The 18371-nt window shown below is 50.5% G+C and carries 16 protein-coding genes; 5 read left to right on the top strand and 11 right to left on the bottom strand.

Annotated features, from left to right (window positions below; genetic code table 11):
• Positions 1 to 62 precede the first annotated feature (62 nt).
• Positions 63 to 2768: a hypothetical protein gene (locus BLX24_RS15275; RefSeq protein WP_071504018.1), complete on the top strand. Its 2706-nt coding sequence runs from the start codon at positions 63 to 65 to the stop codon at positions 2766 to 2768.
• Complete coding sequence (locus tag BLX24_RS15270) at positions 2768 to 3802, top strand: alginate O-acetyltransferase AlgX-related protein (protein WP_071504017.1); 1035 nt, start codon at positions 2768 to 2770, stop codon at positions 3800 to 3802. The genes BLX24_RS15275 and BLX24_RS15270 overlap by 1 nt, the downstream gene beginning before the upstream one ends.
• Here the strand turns inward: BLX24_RS15270 and BLX24_RS15265 are convergent.
• Positions 3799 to 4368 (bottom strand): 1-acyl-sn-glycerol-3-phosphate acyltransferase, encoded by a 570-nt coding sequence (locus tag BLX24_RS15265; RefSeq protein ID WP_071504016.1) that lies wholly within the window; start codon positions 4366 to 4368, stop codon positions 3799 to 3801. The genes BLX24_RS15270 and BLX24_RS15265 overlap by 4 nt on opposite strands.
• Before the next feature lie 275 nt (positions 4369 to 4643).
• Positions 4644 to 5792: a bifunctional histidinol-phosphatase/imidazoleglycerol-phosphate dehydratase HisB gene (gene hisB / locus BLX24_RS15260; RefSeq protein ID WP_071504015.1), complete on the bottom strand. Its 1149-nt coding sequence runs from the start codon at positions 5790 to 5792 to the stop codon at positions 4644 to 4646.
• Positions 5793 to 6067: 275 nt separating this feature from the next.
• Here hisB and BLX24_RS15255 point away from each other — a divergent pair, with 275 nt between their 5' ends.
• A complete protein-coding gene (locus tag BLX24_RS15255; RefSeq protein ID WP_071504014.1) occupies positions 6068 to 7042 on the top strand; it encodes an NYN domain-containing protein in 975 nt (324 codons plus the stop codon).
• Between the two features lie 500 nt (positions 7043 to 7542).
• Positions 7543 to 9450, top strand: a complete 1908-nt coding sequence (locus tag BLX24_RS15250; protein ID WP_083422002.1) for a DEAD/DEAH box helicase — start codon at positions 7543 to 7545, stop codon at positions 9448 to 9450.
• 116 nt (positions 9451 to 9566) lie between these two features.
• Here the strand turns inward: BLX24_RS15250 and BLX24_RS15245 are convergent, their stop codons facing one another.
• Genes BLX24_RS15245 through apaG form a run of 3 tightly spaced genes read right to left on the bottom strand, consistent with a single transcriptional unit; the run spans position 9567 to position 12124 of the window.
• Positions 9567 to 10928: a monooxygenase gene (locus BLX24_RS15245; RefSeq protein WP_071504013.1), complete on the bottom strand. Its 1362-nt coding sequence runs from the start codon at positions 10926 to 10928 to the stop codon at positions 9567 to 9569.
• Between the two features lie 12 nt (positions 10929 to 10940).
• The gene (locus BLX24_RS15240) at positions 10941 to 11726 is read right to left on the bottom strand and encodes an O-methyltransferase (RefSeq protein WP_071504012.1); all 786 of its coding nucleotides are present in this window, start codon (positions 11724 to 11726) and stop codon (positions 10941 to 10943) included.
• Between the two features lie 11 nt (positions 11727 to 11737).
• Positions 11738 to 12124: a Co2+/Mg2+ efflux facilitator ApaG/CorD gene (apaG, locus tag BLX24_RS15235; protein ID WP_071504011.1), complete on the bottom strand. Its 387-nt coding sequence runs from the start codon at positions 12122 to 12124 to the stop codon at positions 11738 to 11740.
• Between the two features lie 91 nt (positions 12125 to 12215).
• Here apaG and ung point away from each other — a divergent pair, with 91 nt between their 5' ends.
• Positions 12216 to 12881, top strand: coding sequence for a uracil-DNA glycosylase (gene ung, locus BLX24_RS15230; protein WP_071504010.1), 666 nt, complete (start codon positions 12216 to 12218; stop codon positions 12879 to 12881).
• Positions 12882 to 12955: 74 nt separating this feature from the next.
• Here the strand turns inward: ung and lepB are convergent, their stop codons facing one another.
• The 6 genes from lepB to BLX24_RS15200 form a co-directional block, all read right to left on the bottom strand.
• Complete coding sequence (gene lepB / locus BLX24_RS15225; RefSeq protein ID WP_071504009.1) at positions 12956 to 14122, bottom strand: signal peptidase I; 1167 nt, start codon at positions 14120 to 14122, stop codon at positions 12956 to 12958.
• A gap of 34 nt (positions 14123 to 14156) precedes the next feature.
• Positions 14157 to 14879 (bottom strand): 4-hydroxy-tetrahydrodipicolinate reductase, encoded by a 723-nt coding sequence (gene dapB, locus BLX24_RS15220; RefSeq protein WP_071504008.1) that lies wholly within the window; start codon positions 14877 to 14879, stop codon positions 14157 to 14159.
• Between the two features lie 45 nt (positions 14880 to 14924).
• The gene (locus BLX24_RS15215) at positions 14925 to 15605 is read right to left on the bottom strand and encodes a DUF5683 domain-containing protein (protein ID WP_143092693.1); all 681 of its coding nucleotides are present in this window, start codon (positions 15603 to 15605) and stop codon (positions 14925 to 14927) included.
• 22 nt (positions 15606 to 15627) lie between these two features.
• On the bottom strand, positions 15628 to 16548 hold the full coding sequence (locus BLX24_RS15210; RefSeq protein WP_071504006.1) for a ParB/RepB/Spo0J family partition protein: 921 nt from the start codon (positions 16546 to 16548) through the stop codon (positions 15628 to 15630).
• Positions 16549 to 16656: 108 nt separating this feature from the next.
• Positions 16657 to 17445: a ParA family protein gene (locus BLX24_RS15205; RefSeq protein WP_071504005.1), complete on the bottom strand. Its 789-nt coding sequence runs from the start codon at positions 17443 to 17445 to the stop codon at positions 16657 to 16659.
• A gap of 287 nt (positions 17446 to 17732) precedes the next feature.
• A complete protein-coding gene (locus BLX24_RS15200; protein WP_071504004.1) occupies positions 17733 to 18185 on the bottom strand; it encodes a DoxX family protein in 453 nt (150 codons plus the stop codon).
• Between the last annotated feature and the right edge of the window lie 186 nt (positions 18186 to 18371).

Genomic DNA, 18371 nt, shown 5'->3' with positions numbered 1-18371 from the left:
GCGCCCCGCTACCTACATTTTCAAGACGTTGTGTAAACGTCATTGTCGTATTTTTGCTGCTTATGAAAAAACGTATCTGGATTGGTATTGGCGCAGTTTTCGCAGCGATATTGGCATGGGCAGGCTATCAGCAGTTCATGGCTAAGCCCCGGTCCATATCGGCCCTGATACCGGCAGATGCCTTACTGATCTTCGATAGCCAGGCGCTGCAGGCCCCTGTTTCGGCGCGGGCCATCCGGACGCAGATGCCGCTCCGGAAAGTACCCGTCTTCCAGGAAGCCGTACAAAGTCTTGAGCGCTTTTTTTATACAGCCGCAGATACCGCTACCGCACGAACTTTTCTGGCGAAGAAAATTGTCCGGTATTCGCTGCATCCGATTTCAAAAACGCAGCTGGGTTTTGTCTTTTATATCCCCATCGACCAGAACAGCGACCAGGCATTCATTGAAAAAATCCGCCATCCCGACCCTGCCAAATACCGCATGCTGGCCCGCTCCTTTTCCGACGAACGGATACAGGAACTGGTCAGCCTTACAAATCAGTCCTACGGTACCTTTTTCGCAACAGAACACTTTCTGATCGGCAGTTCATCGGGCGTATTAGTGGAAAATGTAATCCGGACCCTGCATAAAACCCTGCCGCGCAGTGAGCAAAACATTCAATTCCGGATCGATGCTGACCATGTTGCCGGTTTATCCATCAGGCCGGAAGTCATGCAGGCCTTGTTTGAACAACCCGAAGCCAAGCGGTCGCTGGTAAATCTGTTTTTGCCCGAAAAACTCAGCCTCCAGTTTCGTCAGTCAGCCAGCCGGACGCATCTGATTGGCTATGCAGCCGATGACATCGGAAACCGGCAGGATATAGCCAATATTTTCGTTGATCAGACGCCGGTTCGTATGCAAAGCGGTGATGCCATTCCGCAGAATACGGCCGTACTCTACCACCTCGGCCTGAGCAACCCTACCCGGTTCGGGCAGTCGATGGCGCGTGTCCTTGGGTCTACCGCCAATGAATCAGTTCAGGAACGGATCGAAAAACTGGAAGAAGATATGCCCGGCTTTTTCAACGCACTGGGTCAGGATGTGATTCTTTGCCGCCTCGAATCGGCCAGTAACGCGAACCGGAAAATCATTATCCTGAAAGCCAAAGACGTGAAAAAACTGTCGACGGAGTTTCAGAATCTGGCCTTTCTGGCTGGTGCTAAGGGCCCGTCTACTGTCAAGACTTTTTTGCAGCACAAACTCTTACGGGTGAATGTTGCCGAACTACCCGCATCCCTGTTCAGCAATCTGTTCAGTGGTTTTCCGCAGAGCTGGATCACACAACACGGTAATTACCTCATTATTGCCAACGGTGAAGATGTAATGCAGGATTATCTGCAGCAGGTGGACCGCAAAGCCGTCTGGGCCAATGACCCTCGCCAGCTGGGCTTGCTAAACCAGATTCTGCGTCCCGCCAACTTTACGGCATTTGTCCGGATGAACCGGTCGCAGACAACCTTGCCCGTCAGCTGGCCGATTACGTGGCGGAACCTGCTCGGCTATTCGTCGGCTTCGCTCAATAACCTTGAAAATATGGTTTATCAGGCAAGCTACGGCAATGAGAAAGTACAGTCGACGCTCGTCCTGGGCCGGTCGACACGGCAGTCGGGCAGTAATGTTCTGAACAGGCTGCTGCTGCGCCGGCGCGTTGAGTTCAATGCCCCGCTGATTGCCGCTCCCGTAGTGTCCGGTAACCTTGCTGACGGTTCTGCCCAGTTCTATGCCCAGAACAATGCCGGTCAGTTTGTACTGGTGACACCGGAAGGAGATAAAATCGTGCAGGATACTACCGACGGAGCCATCCGCAGCAATGTTGTTGCGGCAGACTATCTCAGCAATGGTCACCTGCAATACCTGTTCATGACCGCCCGCAAGCTGTATATTGCCGATCCGAATCCCGACGCACGGCGGGTTAAACTAAAAGGAATTACCTTACCGGCGGGCATCGATCCTTCGCTGTTGCTGCTCCCGCGCGGGAGCCGGCAGTCTAACCTGATTGCCTTAGCCGCCCACAAAGACGGACATGTCTACGCCCTGGACCGTCAGAAGAAAGCGTTTATCCGGTTAATCAAAAACCCGCATCCGGGCCCGTTGCTGCTCCCTTTCCAGCTGATTGATGAAGGTAACGGGATGGAAATTCTGGCCCTTCAGGCCGACGGCACCCTGCACCGCTGGCATGACGATGGTGCGTATGTTAACCATTTTCCGGCTAAACTAACCTTCGACGGTGTCGATAAACCGTTTGTCAGCCCCGTTTTGCAACCAGCGGGCAGTACAATGATGCAGGCAGTAACCACCCGGGGCGAAGTACTTGATCTGCACCCTAACGGGCTGATTGCTAAACGGAGTCAGTTGTACCGCCCTATTCGCGACGGATCATTCCGGCTCTTTCCGGACGCGGCCCAGACCAACTGGCTGCTGCTTCGTACGACGGATACAGAGACCGCTATTCTGGATCAGCAAGGGAATCTGCAGCTGGACATCCGCGGACTTAAACCCGGCGAAAGCAGCGTCCGCTACCATCGTTTAGGCACCGGCATTGAACTGATCAGCATTAAATCCGGCGGTTTTACGGATATTTACACCCTGAACCAGCGAAAAATTAACGACCGGCCAATACCAAGCGACTTCCCGGTTGTGCTTCAGCTGGATGAACAAACGGGCGAGTTATATATTCTGAGCGGAATCAGCAAAGCGGTTCAGCTTTTTTCAATACGAATACGATAATGACCAGATTGCTTCGATATAGCCTCATTGGCATAGCGTTTTTACTGTGGCTCGGCGGCTGTTCAGGCAGCGTCATGCACTGGATGTATCAGACCGGATTTATTGCTGATGATTACCGGTTTGGGGACCTGTACCGGTTATCCAGCCTGCCACAATTTAAAGAGCCACAACTTCCCTGCGACGATCCCGCACTGGTGCAAACCGATTCGTCGGCACGGCCGGTGTCCCTGTACATCATCGGCGATAGCTTCAGCGAACCACAGCGCCTGAGCCAAACCGCCTTTCAGCGTGCCGGTCTGCCGGTGACCTATTACCGGCGGGTACACTGGGAAGATCAAATGCAGGTAAAGCTAGACACAAGCCAGTATAATGTTCTGATGCTGGAGAGTGTTGAGCGCCATTTCCGGGAACATTTCGCGCACCCTGTGCATTCGCTGGCTGTTGTTCAGGATACCAGTCATACCGCAACCAAAGCCGAAAGTCAGAAAACCTGGCGTCGTCAGCTATTCGATCAGATTCAGTCGAAAGGGATAGAGGAGCGGCTCGAAACCGTTTTATTCAGTCAGGATTTGTTTTTATGGCTGAAAGAACTCAAAGCCTCCTTAACGCTCCATTTATTTGACCGGTTCAGCCCGACCGTCGGGTTATCGAAAGACCGGCAGCATGTATTTGTTGATCTGGATGTAGATACGACCAAAGTACTCAATTCATCGTTTGCTCCGCTCAGCAACAAAGAGGTTAAGCTCTTGGTAGACAGTCTCAACAACGCCGCAAAACGCTACCGGAAAGCGGGCTTCGATGCCGTTTATCTGTCCATTATTCCAAACAAGGCAACGATTCTGGATCCATCACGCGGGGCCTATAACCACCTGATTGAGCGTATCCAGCAGCACCCGCGCCTACAAATTCCTGTGATAGATGTGTATTCGACGTACAAAGCCAGCCATGAGCCGGTATATGCCACCGGCGATTCACACTGGAACTGCACCGGCCGCCGGATCTGGCTGAATCAGGTTGTTAAAACCATCCGTTAGCCGGCAATTTCGCCCGTTTCGGCGTAATGTTGCAGCCAGTCTTTCCGGACACCCTGAACCTGCAGAAAGAAATCGTAAATAGCCCGCATATCCTGTTCGTAGTTCCCGGTCATATACATGGGGGCGCTCAGGATTACCAGTTTGCGGGGATAATCGAATCCGGTCAGAATCAGCGGGACATTTGCCTTTAAGCCGATGTAGTAAAAGCCGGTTTTCAGTTTAGACACATTACCGCGGGTTCCTTCCGGGGTAATACAGACGTGAAGTTGCGGATTGGTATTCAGAATGTCGACAATGGAGTCAACCAGGTTGTTGGATTTATTGCGGTAAACCGGTTTTCCGCCGAGTATCCGGAAAAACCAACCGGCATACCATGTAAACAACTGGCTTTTAGCGAGATATTGTATCCAGATCCGGAGCTCGGCCCGAACGCCGACCCCAACAAGAAAGTCCCAGTTTGTCGCATGCGGTGCGACGACCCAAATACCTTTAGGAATCTGAGGAATATTACCGGCGATCTTCCAGCCGGACAGCCCGAACAACCAGCGGGCAAGAGCACTGAACATAGGCGTAAAAACTACAGTTTATTCCAGCAAAGTAGTTAGCAAACAGGACATTTTATGCCTGTTTGCTAACCGGCTTATGCTTAGTAGTTCCGCTCTTTGCGTTGCAGCCAACGGCCTGTGATAAATGCGGCAGTTAACAAAACAGCATAGAACAGGAGCGTTAAAGGAGTTGACAAATCCATAATCTGAACCAGGTTGTTTTTTTGGCAAAGTACGGGAATGAGGAGTGGTTTTGCAACCCTCCTCCCCTGCCTTTTTTGAAAGTTTGTATCTTTTTAAAGTACGCCTTTTGTGCTGGGTAAATTATCAATCTCAGCAATATTCCGGCTGACCGCCATTTTGATCGACTTGGCAAATGCTTTGAAAATCGCTTCGATCTTATGATGTTCATTATCACCTCCGACCTTTATATTCAGATTACATAAAGCCGTATCCGAGAACGATTTAAAGAAATGGAAGAACATTTCGGTTGGCATGTCGCCGATTTTTTCGCGGCGGAATTCAGCCTCCCATACCAGCCAGGGGCGACCGGAAAAGTCAATCGCTACCTGCGCCAGCGCCTCATCCATCGGCAGCAGGAAGCCATAGCGACTGATGCCCCGCTTATCGCCGAGCGCCTTACGATAGGCCTCGCCCAGGGCCAGCGCTGTATCTTCAATAGTATGATGCTCATCAATATGCAGATCACCGTTGACCTCAATGCTTAGGTCGGCGCCGGAATGCTTGGCGACCTGATCCAGCATGTGATCAAAAAAACCAAGGCCGGTTTTCATCGATGATTTTCCGGTGCCATCCAGGTTCAGTTCAATACGGATCTGCGTTTCTTTCGTATTTCGTTCTACCGTAGCCTTGCGGGCAGGCAGCCGCAGAAACTCATAAATCTTATGCCAGTTATCAGTTTTAAGCGCAATAGTTTTTTCCATCGTTTCTGTAAAACCCGAAATGTCAGCCATTTGTGTCGTCTGCGACAAATTCGGGGGCAAAAACAGAATGGCGCTGGCCCCTAAATTAACTGCCAGCTGAACATCGGTCATGCGGTCGCCGATTACATAACTGTTTGCCAGATCGTATTCTCCGTTAAAGTATTGGGTCAGCATCCCGATACCAGGCTTGCGGGTGGTCGAATTGTCGTGCGGAAAATGCCGGTCAATATGTTCAGCTGCAAAATGAACATGTTCGCCCGCAAATGTTGCCAGCATTTTCCGGTGTGCCGGCCAGAATGTAGATTCCGGAAAAGCAGCTGTTCCAAGACCATCCTGATTCGTTACCATTACCAGTTCGTAATCAGTCTCTTCAGTGATTTTCCGCAGGGCAGTTAAAACATTGGGCATAAATTCCAGCTTTTCTAATGAGTCAATCTGGAAGTCTGATTGCGGTTCAATTATGAGTGTTCCGTCGCGGTCTATAAATAATACTTTGCGCATATTGCAGGTTATTCTTCGAGTAGGCAAAGATACCCAACCACTTTAATTAGTGCGAAAATCGTCGTACTTTTGCCCTTATTAATCTGAGAATTTGTAAAAAGTACACCGTACACTATAGTTTATACCAGTATTAAGGCCTATCTGATTGTTACAGTAGTATTCTAATCCGGTGTTTATAAATTAGCACGCCTCAATAGAAATCCATACTAACGTTCACTCCCCGAAGTGTAGAAAAGTGAAAAATTGTAAATAATAAAATAGATAAAAAAACAAACATGCCTAACACTCGTCATGGGTTAACCCGTATCGGAGTTTTTTACGATGGTAATTATTTCTTACATGTCAGCAATTACTATAATTACTCTCACGAACGTCGCAGTCGAATAAGTATTTCCGGTTTACATGAATTCATCCGCCGGCAGATTTCAGAAGAGGAAGAAACGGATGTACGACTCTGCCAGATTGTAGATGCACATTACTTCAGGGGGCGACTGAATGCCCATGAAGCCCATCAGCGTGGTAATCAGCTTTTTTACGACCGTCTGTTTGATGACATTCTGATGTCAGAAGGCGTCGTCACCCATTATCTCCCCGTTAAAACCTATCAGGGGTATCGTCAGGAAAAAGGAATAGATGTATGGCTCGCTCTGGAAGCCTTTGAACTCGCTCTCTATAAAAAATTTGACGTATTAGTACTTATCACCGCCGACGGCGATTACGTTCCGCTTATCCGCAAGCTGAACACACTTGGTACACGGGTTATGGTACTGAGCTGGGACTTCGAGTTCTTCAACGATGAAGGGGAACGACAGGTTACCCGTACTTCGCAGGATTTACTGGAAGAAGTATCCTATCCGGTTGCCATGCACGAAATGATTGATAACAGACTCCGGAAGAATGATCCGACGGTCCAGAATTTATTCGTTAAGCAGCAAGTCCGGCCTACCTTTACATTATCCGGGTCAAATGGTAACGGCTCACTCCTGACCTCAGGCTATGAGACAGAAACAACGTTTGACAACGACCTTGCTGACGCAGATCCGGAAGAACGCCGGATAAGCACCATACGGAGCCTGAAAACAGGATACGGATTTATTAACTACCCGCCCAACAATCTTTTCTTCCATTATACAAGCCTGATCGATTCAGACTTTAACGAATTGCAGATTGACGACGAAGTAGAATTCAAACTTGGTAAAAATGCGGAAGGCAAGGATATCGCTGTAGATGTTCGGCTTCTGCCCATTTAAGCCATATAAACTTTTCTCTTAGCCGGATATTCCAAATTTTTCCGGCTAAGAGAATAAAATGTCCTCACCGAAAAATAAAAATAATGCAATCATACCAAGCCAATAGTTGCTTTTTTAGTAGTTTCTTCTTAATTTTGTAAAAGTTTTACAAGCGACATCCGTCAAGCTTCTGTTTTCTTATCTCGGTCAAAGAGAAGAAAGGCGTAACGAAAAAACCATTGTTTTTTCCTGCTACTTTCACTTCTTCAATTTTATCAGACAGAACCGGTACGGATGATCCGACGGTCTCTGTGGGCTATCAATACGTAGGGGAATCACATCACTGTTGGTCTTAAAATGGTTCAGCGCGGACAATTTCGTGCAAGGGTTTAGGCTTAGGGCCTTGGGGAATCAAGTGGGGCAACTTCGTTGGGTATATTTCTGCAAAGCATAGTTCACCAGTACCGTCAACAGGCAGATCGTCTGTTGCTTGGGATGTTTTTCTTATTATTTATAACATCATGATCGAATTGGAACAAAACCAATCAGACGTATTGGAACAACCTGTTCTTACAGAACAACCTAAGGCTTTGAATACCCCGAATCAACGTACTTTCCTCGACCTCAACCTGTCGGACGACCTGCAACGTGCCATTGATGATATGGGCTTCGTTACACCGTCGCCTATCCAGTCAGAGGCGATTCCTCACATTTTAGCAGGTCGCGACGTAATTGGTCAGGCGCAAACCGGTACGGGTAAAACCGCCGCGTTTGGTATTCCTGCCCTCGAAATGATCGATATTACCGATCGTTCTGTTCAGACCCTGGTACTTTGCCCGACCCGCGAACTGGCCCTGCAGGTAGCCGACGAAATCCGTAAACTGTCGAAATATAAGCGTGGCCTCCGGGTTGAAGCCATTTACGGCGGTGACTCTATCGAACGTCAGATCCGCGCCCTGAAAGGTGGCGTGCATATCGTGATCGGTACGCCTGGCCGTGTAATGGACCACATGGAGCGCAACACGCTGAAACTGGATAACGTGAAGATGATGATTCTTGACGAAGCCGATGAAATGCTGGACATGGGCTTCCGTGAAGATATCGAAAGCATTCTGGAAGATATGCCGGACGAGCGTCAGACCATTCTGTTCTCGGCAACCATGTCGAAGCCAATCATGGCCATGACACAGCGCTTCCAGAAAGACCCTGTACTGGTGAAGGTCGTTAAGAAAGAGCTGACTAACCAGAATATTGAGCAGGTTTATTTTGAAGTAAAACCAAAAGCAAAAGGTGAGGTAATGTGCCGTCTGATCGACATGTACGACCTGAAACTGATGCTGGTTTTCTGTAATACGAAACGTAAAGTCGACGAAATCGTTGAAGATATGCAAATCCGTGGCTATATGGCCGAAGGTCTGCATGGTGACCTGCGTCAGTCGCAGCGCAATAACGTAATGGCTAAGTTCCGTGCCGGTACTACCAACATTCTGGTAGCCACCGACGTAGCTGCCCGCGGTATCGACGTTGACGATGTGGATGCCGTAATCAACTTTGATATTCCGCTCGACGAAGAATATTATGTACACCGGATTGGCCGTACGGGTCGTGCGGGCAAGTCAGGCCGTGCCTTCTCGCTGGTGAGCCGCGATGAGAAGTTCCGTTTCCGCGAAATCCAGACCTATACCAAGGTTAAGGTTGAAAAAGGAGTCATTCCTTCATTCGAAGACATCGTAGGTATCCGGAAAGCCCGCTTTATCGAGCAACTGCAGCAAACGATTGAAGCAAGCAACGATCTGTCGCTGTTCGAAGATGTACTGACGCAACTGCACCACGCCGGCCTGTCGACCGAACAAGTTGTGGCCGCTCTGGTGAAACGCAGCATGGGTATCGAGAAGAACGAATTCTCGGATCAGAACCTGGCTCTGGAAGAAGATCGCCGTGGCGACCGTAAGGACCGCAACGGCCGTTTCGGCGACCGCGATGATCGCCGGGGACGTTTCGGCGACCGTGAGGGTAGCCGTTTCGGTGGCGACGACCGCCGGGGTCGTTTCGGCGACCGCGAACGGGAAGGCAGCCGTTTTGGCGGCGATGACCGCCGGAGCCGTTTCGGTGACCGCGAACGCAGCGGTGCCGAACGCCGGCCTGCTTCTTCAGACGACCGTCGTCAGCCGCGCGAACCACGGGAACGGGAAGCGCATATGACACGCTTATTCGTGAGCATCGGCCGTAAGGACTTCGTTCGTCCCGGTGATATTGTAGGAGCCATTGCCGGTGAAGCCAATATTCCGGGCAACAGCATCGGCCATATCGACATCTACGACAAGTTTACGTACGTTGACGTACCGAATGATGCCGTAAGCCGTGTATTGGATGCGATGGAAGGCAACACGATCAAAGGACGCCGTGTGAACGTTGAAGTAGCCCGATAAAATAACGATAAAACCGGCATTTCGGATCAACAGAATTGTAGTCCGAAATGCCGGTTTGTATAAAAAGAGATGATTAGTAGTGGTGGTATGACTTCGCGTCGTGCCACCACTTTTTTTTAGTTTTCGTAGAAATAACCGAAGATAATGCCCATCTCATCTTCGCTGGTTAATCCGAAGCCAACGGCTTTATTTGTCGTATTGTTATACGTAATTTCGGACATTAACCCCTCCCCTGCCTTCAGCGTAATGGGCGTTTTAAAGGTAAGAATGTCCGGATGTTCCCAGTCTGTGGCAGTATAAACTACTTCGCCGTTCCGGGCACCGCCGTAAATTTTGATCACAAATTTTTCTCCGAGCTTATGGGTATGCGACGTCAGCGCCAGTATGGTTCTTGGTTTGCTGAACGTAAATGTTTTGGACAGCGTTACCCGCGAATTCGCCGGAATGTTCAGGCTTTGGTTTGCCAGATTCAGCGTCTGTACAACCGTCTGCACTTTTGATTTATCGATCGCGTAGAGATTCATCGACACTTCGCCGGGAATCGGGGCGGTTGTCTTGTTGACATAGTGCGAGTTCAAATCCAGCGAGGTGTTGGCGGGCAGCAGCAAGGCTGTACCTGCCGGAAACGTATAATCATAAGTCGACGACTGACTACCGGCCAGAAACACATGGTTCTGCATGGTCAGGAAGGTCGTCAGATTCAGCGATCCGTCGGCATTCCGCAGATCACGTACCTGGTCAAGCGGCGGATAGGATGCGTTGGAAAACGAATAGGCAACAAAATGGTGGCTGTTAGGCCGCATTTTGATCTGGATACGGTTAACATACATATCGCCCGTATTGCCAACCATCCGGCGCATAAACAACTCCCGTTCAAAATTCGGGGCGACGGTAAACTGTGGCAGGCTCATCTGCCGCCCTTCTGTTGCGGCCGGTACCGGTAAGGCTTCAAAAGGCGATGTTACGTAACTTGGTGTCGTATCATCCAGCAGTGTTGCATCCACGACATTGCCGTCTTTCGGCGCGCCGGCTTCAATCCAACGCCGGATAAACTCAATTTTTCCGACAGACAGCGCATTACCACCCAGCGGCATCGGGTTACCGTATTGTTTGGTGGCATGGTGTGCCGGCTCGAAATTAAGCTTGTAATACAGCAGGCTTTGCAGCGACGCAAACGCCTTCACCCGTAGATAACCGTCAGCCTTAGCATCGGTATTGGCCGGGGCCACCCCCACCAGATGTTGATAGGCCGCACCTTCTGCCAGTACCAGCCCGTGCTGTTTAAACGACGCATCTTTTTCCGAGGCATGGCAACCCGCCGTTGCGCACGAGGGCGTCAGGATTTTTTTCTGCATGAGTCCGAAACTGGACTCATCAGCAGGTTTTGCATCCGTGCCGGTTTTCTGACACGAGCCAACCAGTATAGCGATGCCAACGACACCCGCCAGGGCGATTTGATAAGATAAGAAATGCTTCATGCGAAAAGCTGATCAGAAACGCAGGGTAAAATGTTGCTTCAACTGTTCTTTACGAAAGAAAACGAGCCCTACGCCAAAGAGATCAACCGTGGCGGTTACGTCCGGATGCTCTTTAATCGTTGCCCAGGCCTGCTCCATTTCGTCTGACCAGTGAATATCATCAAAGATAAACACAGAATCGTTATGTTTTTTGGGTAAACACACATTAAAATACTGAACAGTAGGCGTGTAACGATGGTTGGCATCGAAGAAAACCAGGTCCAGCCGGTCAGCGTGGTCTACCTGCCGGGGTAGTGTTTCGGCCAGATCGCCGGTAACGACTTCAACCGCTTTACACCCAAGCCGGTTTAAATGCTGCCGTGCCTTTTCTGCCGTTGCCGGACAGCCTTCAAAGCTGGTTACAAAGCCCCCGGTTTTATCCGCGCCCTTCGCCAGATAAGCCGTTGTGAGGCCAAGCGATGTTCCTAAATCAAAGATGGTCCGCGTCTGAAAACGTTGGGTGAGGCGATACAGCAGCTGCGCATAGGCCGGTGGTTTTGCCGAGTGGCGGGCAATTGCCCCTACCGTACGCGTATTGGCGGGCGTCAGGCGGGAGCCGGCGCCTAAATCAACGACGGCCAGTTCTTCGCGGCTTTGTTTCAGTTCGCGCCGGAGCGCTTCAATCTGCGTAAAGAATGGCTCTTCAGCACTTTTCCTGCCGGGGCGGATGGTTTGCCGGTACAGATCAAACAAAAAAGGAGAATGCAGGGAGTGCTCGTTCCCTGCCCTGACTATGTACCGTAAATAAGGGATAATCAACGTAGAGGCGGTTAATTCAACTTAAACGGAGCCACCATGGTAAATTCAGGGATGGCTACGCTGACGTATTTTCCGTCAATAATGCGTTCAACAAGGTAATGGCCGACCATTTTACCCATGCTGGAGCGCAGGTTGCAGCCCGAAACGTACTCGTGTACTTCGCCGGGCTCAAGCACCGGTTGTTGCCCGACCACGCCTTCGCCTTCGACTTCGCGAACCGTTCCGTTTGAATCGTAAATCGTCCAGTGACGCCGGAGCAACTGAATGGTGTACTCGCTGGCGTTCTCAATGGTGATGCGGTAGGTAAATACGTAATGTGATTGAAGCGGGCTTGAGTACTCGGCCTGATATTCCGTCCTTACGCTAACCTTTATGCCTTCTGTAACTGCCGAAACCATAAATTTTTGCCGTTCTTGACAACCTTGAAACGAAAATTAGGTTGATTAGTTTACTTTCGCAAGCAGCAAACGTTTTTTTTCACGCATTCCCATGAAAGTTGCAATCGCCGAGTCATGGCAACAACGGCTTCAACCCGAGTTCGACAAGCCTTATTTTCGGGAGCTGGCTGAGTTTGTCCGACACGAATACAGTACCCAGCGCGTATACCCTCCCGGACGGCTTATTTTTAATGCTTTTGATAAATGCAGTTTTGATGACACACGGGTTGTGATCCTTGGCCAGGACCCTTACCACGGTGAAGGCCAGGCCAATGGTCTGTCATTTTCCGTAGCCGACGGGGTGACTAAACCGCCTTCGCTCATCAATATCTTTAAGGAAATACAGGACGATCTGGGCATTCCGGTACCGAAATCCGGTAACCTCGAACGCTGGGCCGTGCAGGGGGTACTGCTCCTGAATGCCACACTTACAGTCAGGGCCGGCCAGGCGGGTTCGCACCAGGGCAAAGGCTGGGAAAGCTTTACTGATGCCGCCATCAAAGTGCTTTCGGAGCAGAAAGAACATATCGTGTTTATGCTCTGGGGCGCTTATGCGCAGAAGAAAGGGGCTGTTATCGACGATTCGAAGCATTTAGTCCTGAAATCAAAGCACCCTTCGCCGATGGCAGCACAATGGGGTGGCTGGTTCGGCAATAAACATTTCAGCCAGGCCAACGAATACCTCCGCGGGCATGGCCTGCCGGAAATCGCCTGGTAAGCGACCGATGCCGGTTAACGAAAAGGGGCAGTGGATGATCCACCGCCCCTTTTTATGCGTAAACGCTGTTCTGCCTACTCAATAATCCGGAATAAGCGGTTCCAGCGGATTTTGTTCCAGAAGCTCTCCGGATTCGGGTCAATCGACATCCAGATAAAGACAGCTTTACCGACAATGTGATCTTCCGGTACAAAGCCCCAATACCGTGAATCGTATGAGTTGTGCCGGTTATCCCCCATCATGAAGTAATAATCCTGCTTAAAGGTATATGACGTAACCGGCTTACCATCGACGGTGATCTGTGTTGGCGTTACCTCTACCTTGCCGTTGTCTTCGTATTTCTGAATCACGGTGCCATACAGGGCAATGTTTACCGAGTCGAGTTTGATGGTTACGCCTTTCTTCGGTACCGTCAGCGGACCAAAGTTGTCGATGGTCCAGTTCATCAGCGCGCCGCCGTAGATCTGCGAGTAGGGTGATGGTTTCGCCGGACGTTCTTCGTCATACGGAACAATCTTCTTGCACCAGTCAAACTGCCTGAACTTCTCAATCGTTTCGGCGTTTGTCACGAGCTTGTAGCCCACGAGCGCATTGGCCTTGGTAGAGTCGTTGTATTGCTCAATTGGCTGCCAGTTGTAGGTTTCGCTGCCCTTCCGGTAATCGTTTACAATGTCGAACTGACGGAAGAACGTATCGTTCAGATCAGGATTTGTCGTTTCCAGAAAGTACGATAACTGCATGCGTGGCGGGTTCTGTGTTTCTTTGCCGTTTACGTATACCTGACGGTGGCGTACTTCGACCACATCGCCCGGAATACCGATGCAACGCTTGATGTAGTTTGTCCGCAGATCCGGCGGATACTGCTCTTCGGTCGGGAAGTTGAATACCACGATATCCCCGTTTTTGACATGGGTGAAGCCCGGTAAGCGAAACGATGGCAACTGAATGGCATCGCTGAACGACGGAATTTCAGTTCCCCATATTTTCTGGTGGGTAAGCGGCACCTGTAACGGCGTACGCGGTGTACGCGTACCATAATGTAACTTACTCACAAACAGGAAGTCGCCCACCATCAGGCTGCGTTCCATAGAAGGCGTCGGAATCGTGAACGCTTCCATAAACAGCCACCGGATGAGGGTGGCCGCCACAACAGCAAACAGTATCGAGTCGAACCACTCGCGGGCTGGTGATTTTTTCGGCTTATCCGATTTAATCTGCGGTTTTGTATTTACCTCTGACACAACGTTTTCTTTTTTTCGACTAATTCAATCTTTGCTACTCTCCTAACAGGTCATCCATTCCGAAAATACCCTGCTTACCAACCAGCCATTCAGCCGCCACAACAGCCCCGAGCGCAAACCCCTGGCGGCTATGGGCGATGTGCGAAATCTCGATCTGATCGACCTCCGACCCATAACGGATAATGTGCGTTCCCGGTACCGTGCCTTCACGCAGGGATTCGATCTCCAGTACACTGTCAGCTATGGCCTCAGGACCTTTTTCGGCCCAGCCGGTTTTGCCCGGCAGGTTTTCCAGAATACCTTCGGCCAGGGTAATGGCGGTTCCGCTCGGCGCGTCTTTCTTTTCTGTATGGTGAATTTCGGTCATCGACACCTGATACGACGGATAGTTCTTCATAAACTGCGCCAGTACCTTGTTCAGCCGGAAAAACAGATTCACGCCGATGCTATAGTTCGATGCGTAGAAGAAAGCACCCTTGTGCTGCCCGCACAGTGCTTCCACCTCTGCACGGTGGTTGAGCCAGCCGGTCGTTCCGCTGACAACGGGCCATCCGCGTTTGAGGCAATAGGTTATGTTTTCGTAAGCCGATTCAGGTGAGCTGAATTCAATAACCACATCCACAGCGTCACCGCTGAGGGATTCCATTTCCTGACGGTTAGCAACATCTATCCGTCCGGCAATGTGATGGCCACGATCAAGCGCGATTTTTTCGATGGTGCGCCCCATTTTGCCGTAGCCGAGCAACAGAATATTCATGTAAAATCTATTTTCGTTTCGTTCTTAAAAGACCGAAAACCCCGTTTATTTAATCGTCAGCGTTAGTTTGGCCCCTACTATTGGCGGACCACCGGCTAGGTTCGGAATCAGCATTGGCTTTACCTGCATCGACAGATCATCCGACATGTCAAACGTTTTCAGGTGAGCCGCCACGTTGGCTTCTACCGCGTTCAGTGCCCAGAACGCTGCCATCAGAATCACATTCAGGTCCCGATACCGGTGGTAGATGTCCGTAATCGTCTTCAACTGCGCGACGCCGAAGCGTACATCCTGCCATTGCCCATCCCGTTTGATACGCACTACTGCCGTTTTCGCATTTTCGCCCGTCGACTTATCTTCATAGGCGGTCCGGTAAGCGGATTCAAACTTGAGATACTTTTTATTAAAATCAATGATCAGGTACACCTCCGTGCCCAGGGCCGCATACACAAACGGCACTTTCCACGGCTGTCCGTTATAAATCTGGCCCAGGCCGGGCAAAATCGCCGAGCGGATGGTTGCCTGACGCGGAATGATCTTGCGGATTTCGGCCGTTTTTTTTTCGCTGATCCGGACAGTGTCTGCCCCGTTTACAATGGTTGAGTCGTCGGCGGTCAGCACCGAATTACCAACCCGTACGCTATCAGTAACTGCCTTTTTCTGTGCCTGAACCGCACCGGTTGTCAGCAACAGGACCACCCACATCCAAACTCCCCGATACTTCATGTCAGTTTGTAACTTCCGGCTGTTATTTTCCTTCGTGGCGCAAAACCATCAGAATCTTGTCCAGCTCTTCCTGTGATGTAAACGGAATCTTGATCTCGCCCTTGTGCTTTTCATCGGCCTTGATCGACACCTTCGTGCCAAACATCGACGACAGCTTAAACTGCAGGCTGCGCAGTTCCATTTTGGGCAAAGTCACCTTTCGGGCAACCAGTTCCGACCCGTCGGTTGACAGGTTACGAACGGCTTCCTCTACCTTCCGGACCGACCACTCTTCATCGACGATTTTGCGGAAGATGCGGATCTGCGTCTCCGGATTTTCGATGTTGATAATGGCACGGGCGTGGCCCATCGAGATTACATTATCGCGGAGGGCGGCCTGAATTACCGGCGGCAGTTTCAGTAAGCGGATGTAGTTGTTGACCGTTGTGCGGTTCTTGCCGACACGCTCGCCCAGTTCTTCCTGCTTCAGGCTGCACTCCGTAATGAGGCGCTGATAGCTCAGGGCAATTTCTATCGAATTAAGATTTTCACGCTGGATGTTTTCGATCAGCGCCATTTCCAGCATCTGCTGGTCATTGGCCGTCCGGATGTAGGCCGGGATCGTAGTCATGCCAATCAGCTTGGAGGCCTGCAGACGGCGTTCCCCCGAAATCAGCTGGTAGCGGTCTTTTTCCAGTTGCCGGACAGTAATCGGCTGGATAATTCCCTGTACGCGGATCGATTCGGCGAGTTCCTGCAAGGCTTCTTCGTCAAACCGTGTACGGGGCTGAAACGGGTTGGTCTCAATCTGGTTGATTGAGATTTCGCTCATGGTACTGATCGTCTCATAAGGCGATGGCTTGGCCTGCCGGTTGACCGCATCACTATCCTGGAGCAGCGCACCGAGTCCCCGCCCTAAACCCGTCATCCGTTTGTTTGGTGCTTTACTATTCAATGTCTCCATACATTTAGTTAATGATGTATGATTTACGGATGCGTCCTGAAACGGCACCCGTAAGCCCCTGATTAAATTGATTATTACAGGAGAACCGGTTCGCTCCCTGCCTTATGCTTATGCCGGTTGGTCGTGCGGCATCATTCCGTTTTTCGTCAGGATTTCGCGGGCCAGGTTCAGATAGCTGATAGCTCCCTTGCTTTCGGCATCCTGGGCCAGCGCCGGTACCCCGAAACTCGGCGATTCGCTCAGACGAATGTTACGCGGAATGATGGTATTGAAGACCATTTGCTGGAAGTGCGCGGTTACCTCGCCAACCACCTGATTCGACAAGCGCACGCGCAGGTCATACATGGTCAGCAGAATGCCCTCAATCGTCAGCCGGGTATTAAGCCGCGACTGAATGATCTTGATCGTATTCAGGAGTTTGCCCAGGCCTTCAAGCGCGAAATACTCGCATTGAACCGGTACAATTACTGAATCAGCGGCTGTCAGCGCGTTGATGGTAATCAGACCCAGCGACGGCGAACAGTCGATAATGACAAAATCATACTCCTGACGCACATCTTCTAAGGCGTCTTTCATCTTATCTTCCCGGTTGCCCAGGTTGATCATCTCGATTTCGGCACCGACGAGGTCAATGTGTGATGGCAGCAAATCCAGGTTCGGGAAATCCGTCTGGATAATGGCATCATGTGTATCAACGCCCTCAACCATGCATTCGTAAATGCTGGTAGTAATTTCCTTTGGATTATATCCTAAACCCGACGTAGAGTTCGCTTGTGGATCGGCATCGACGATAAGCGTCCGAAACTCCAGAGCGGCTAAGCTAGCCGCTAGATTAATCGTGGTAGTTGTTTTTCCGACTCCCCCCTTCTGGTTGGCGACAGCAATGACTTTACCCATTTGTATTAGCTCGTTGCAGTCCCAAAGATGCCGGATACTTTCGGATAATCCAAGGATGTTTCACGGAAATGTTTCACAAAAAAACTTAATGGTGTGAAAAGGGGAGAAAATATAAGAATATCATATACATGAAACCCTTGTCATTAAAAAACAGGCAACCGGATGCGTTGCTTACAGGTGCAATAAGGTATGGTATGCCTGTATGGGTCTGCACGCCTCAGGGCCTATGAGCCAGAGCCCGCCTGAACGCCGGCCAGAGACCGGCGTTCAGACTCCTCCGGTGCCCCCTACCCGCTTCTTTTCGTCAACTCGGCATCTACACTCGCTTTGCCACCACCGGCAATCAGGCTGATCAGGGTCAGGCCGAAGAGCAGAATAAAGTACTCAAGCCCTTCTTCCTTGTTGGCTTCGGCGTACCAGTTCATGAAAAAACCGGATTTCAGGTGCGACGACACAACAATACCGATGAAATTGCCCAGAATGCCAAACGCCGCCACGCGGGTAGCCGCTCCTGCGATGAGCATCAACGGCCCGAAAAATTCAATCAGGATCACCAGCAACGCCAGTATCCAGGGTAGTCCGACATCGCCGGTCAGAAAACCCATGGTTCCCTGAAAACCACCGCCACCAAACCAGCCCAACAGTTTCTGGGCACCGTGCGGGAAGACTACGATTGCGAGAGCCAGCCGGGCAATCAATGCCGGCCAGTCGGCAGCATTTGTATATAGAATTCGGTTCATGCTGCAAAGCAAGGTATTTTTCCGGAAAATCAGGCTCCGACTACCACTACCACTTTACCGCTGCCAGGCTTTCTATCGTTCCGGAAAGCACTCATTTGCCCTGCCCAAAAAAAATATCAGAATTTTCTGTGAGATAGACGATCGCTGCCACACTAACAATCAAATTGCTTTCAGGTATTCACAAGA

Origin of the sequence: Arsenicibacter rosenii, assembly GCF_001870735.1 — a bacterium.
GTDB lineage: Bacteria > Bacteroidota > Bacteroidia > Cytophagales > Spirosomataceae > Arsenicibacter > Arsenicibacter rosenii.
The sequence above is the reverse complement of the archived record's forward strand: the minus strand, read 5'-3'. Positions and strand labels throughout refer to the sequence as shown.

Excerpts from the sequence above, each read along its gene's own strand:
- BLX24_RS15275 (WP_071504018.1), top strand. The coding sequence starts at position 63 with ATGAAAAAACGTATCTGGATTGGTATTGGCGCAGTTTTCGCAGCGATA.
- BLX24_RS15270 (WP_071504017.1), top strand. The coding sequence starts at position 2,768 with ATGACCAGATTGCTTCGATATAGCCTCATTGGCATAGCGTTTTTACTG.
- BLX24_RS15265 (WP_071504016.1), bottom strand. The coding sequence starts at position 4,368 with ATGTTCAGTGCTCTTGCCCGCTGGTTGTTCGGGCTGTCCGGCTGGAAG.
- hisB (WP_071504015.1), bottom strand. The coding sequence starts at position 5,792 with ATGCGCAAAGTATTATTTATAGACCGCGACGGAACACTCATAATTGAA.
- BLX24_RS15255 (WP_071504014.1), top strand. The coding sequence starts at position 6,068 with ATGCCTAACACTCGTCATGGGTTAACCCGTATCGGAGTTTTTTACGAT.
- BLX24_RS15250 (WP_083422002.1), top strand. The coding sequence starts at position 7,543 with ATGATCGAATTGGAACAAAACCAATCAGACGTATTGGAACAACCTGTT.
- BLX24_RS15245 (WP_071504013.1), bottom strand. The coding sequence starts at position 10,928 with ATGAAGCATTTCTTATCTTATCAAATCGCCCTGGCGGGTGTCGTTGGC.
- apaG (WP_071504011.1), bottom strand. The coding sequence starts at position 12,124 with ATGGTTTCGGCAGTTACAGAAGGCATAAAGGTTAGCGTAAGGACGGAA.
- ung (WP_071504010.1), top strand. The coding sequence starts at position 12,216 with ATGAAAGTTGCAATCGCCGAGTCATGGCAACAACGGCTTCAACCCGAG.
- dapB (WP_071504008.1), bottom strand. The coding sequence starts at position 14,879 with ATGAATATTCTGTTGCTCGGCTACGGCAAAATGGGGCGCACCATCGAA.
- BLX24_RS15215 (WP_143092693.1), bottom strand. The coding sequence starts at position 15,605 with ATGAAGTATCGGGGAGTTTGGATGTGGGTGGTCCTGTTGCTGACAACC.
- BLX24_RS15210 (WP_071504006.1), bottom strand. The coding sequence starts at position 16,548 with ATGGAGACATTGAATAGTAAAGCACCAAACAAACGGATGACGGGTTTA.
- BLX24_RS15205 (WP_071504005.1), bottom strand. The coding sequence starts at position 17,445 with ATGGGTAAAGTCATTGCTGTCGCCAACCAGAAGGGGGGAGTCGGAAAA.
- BLX24_RS15200 (WP_071504004.1), bottom strand. The coding sequence starts at position 18,185 with ATGAACCGAATTCTATATACAAATGCTGCCGACTGGCCGGCATTGATT.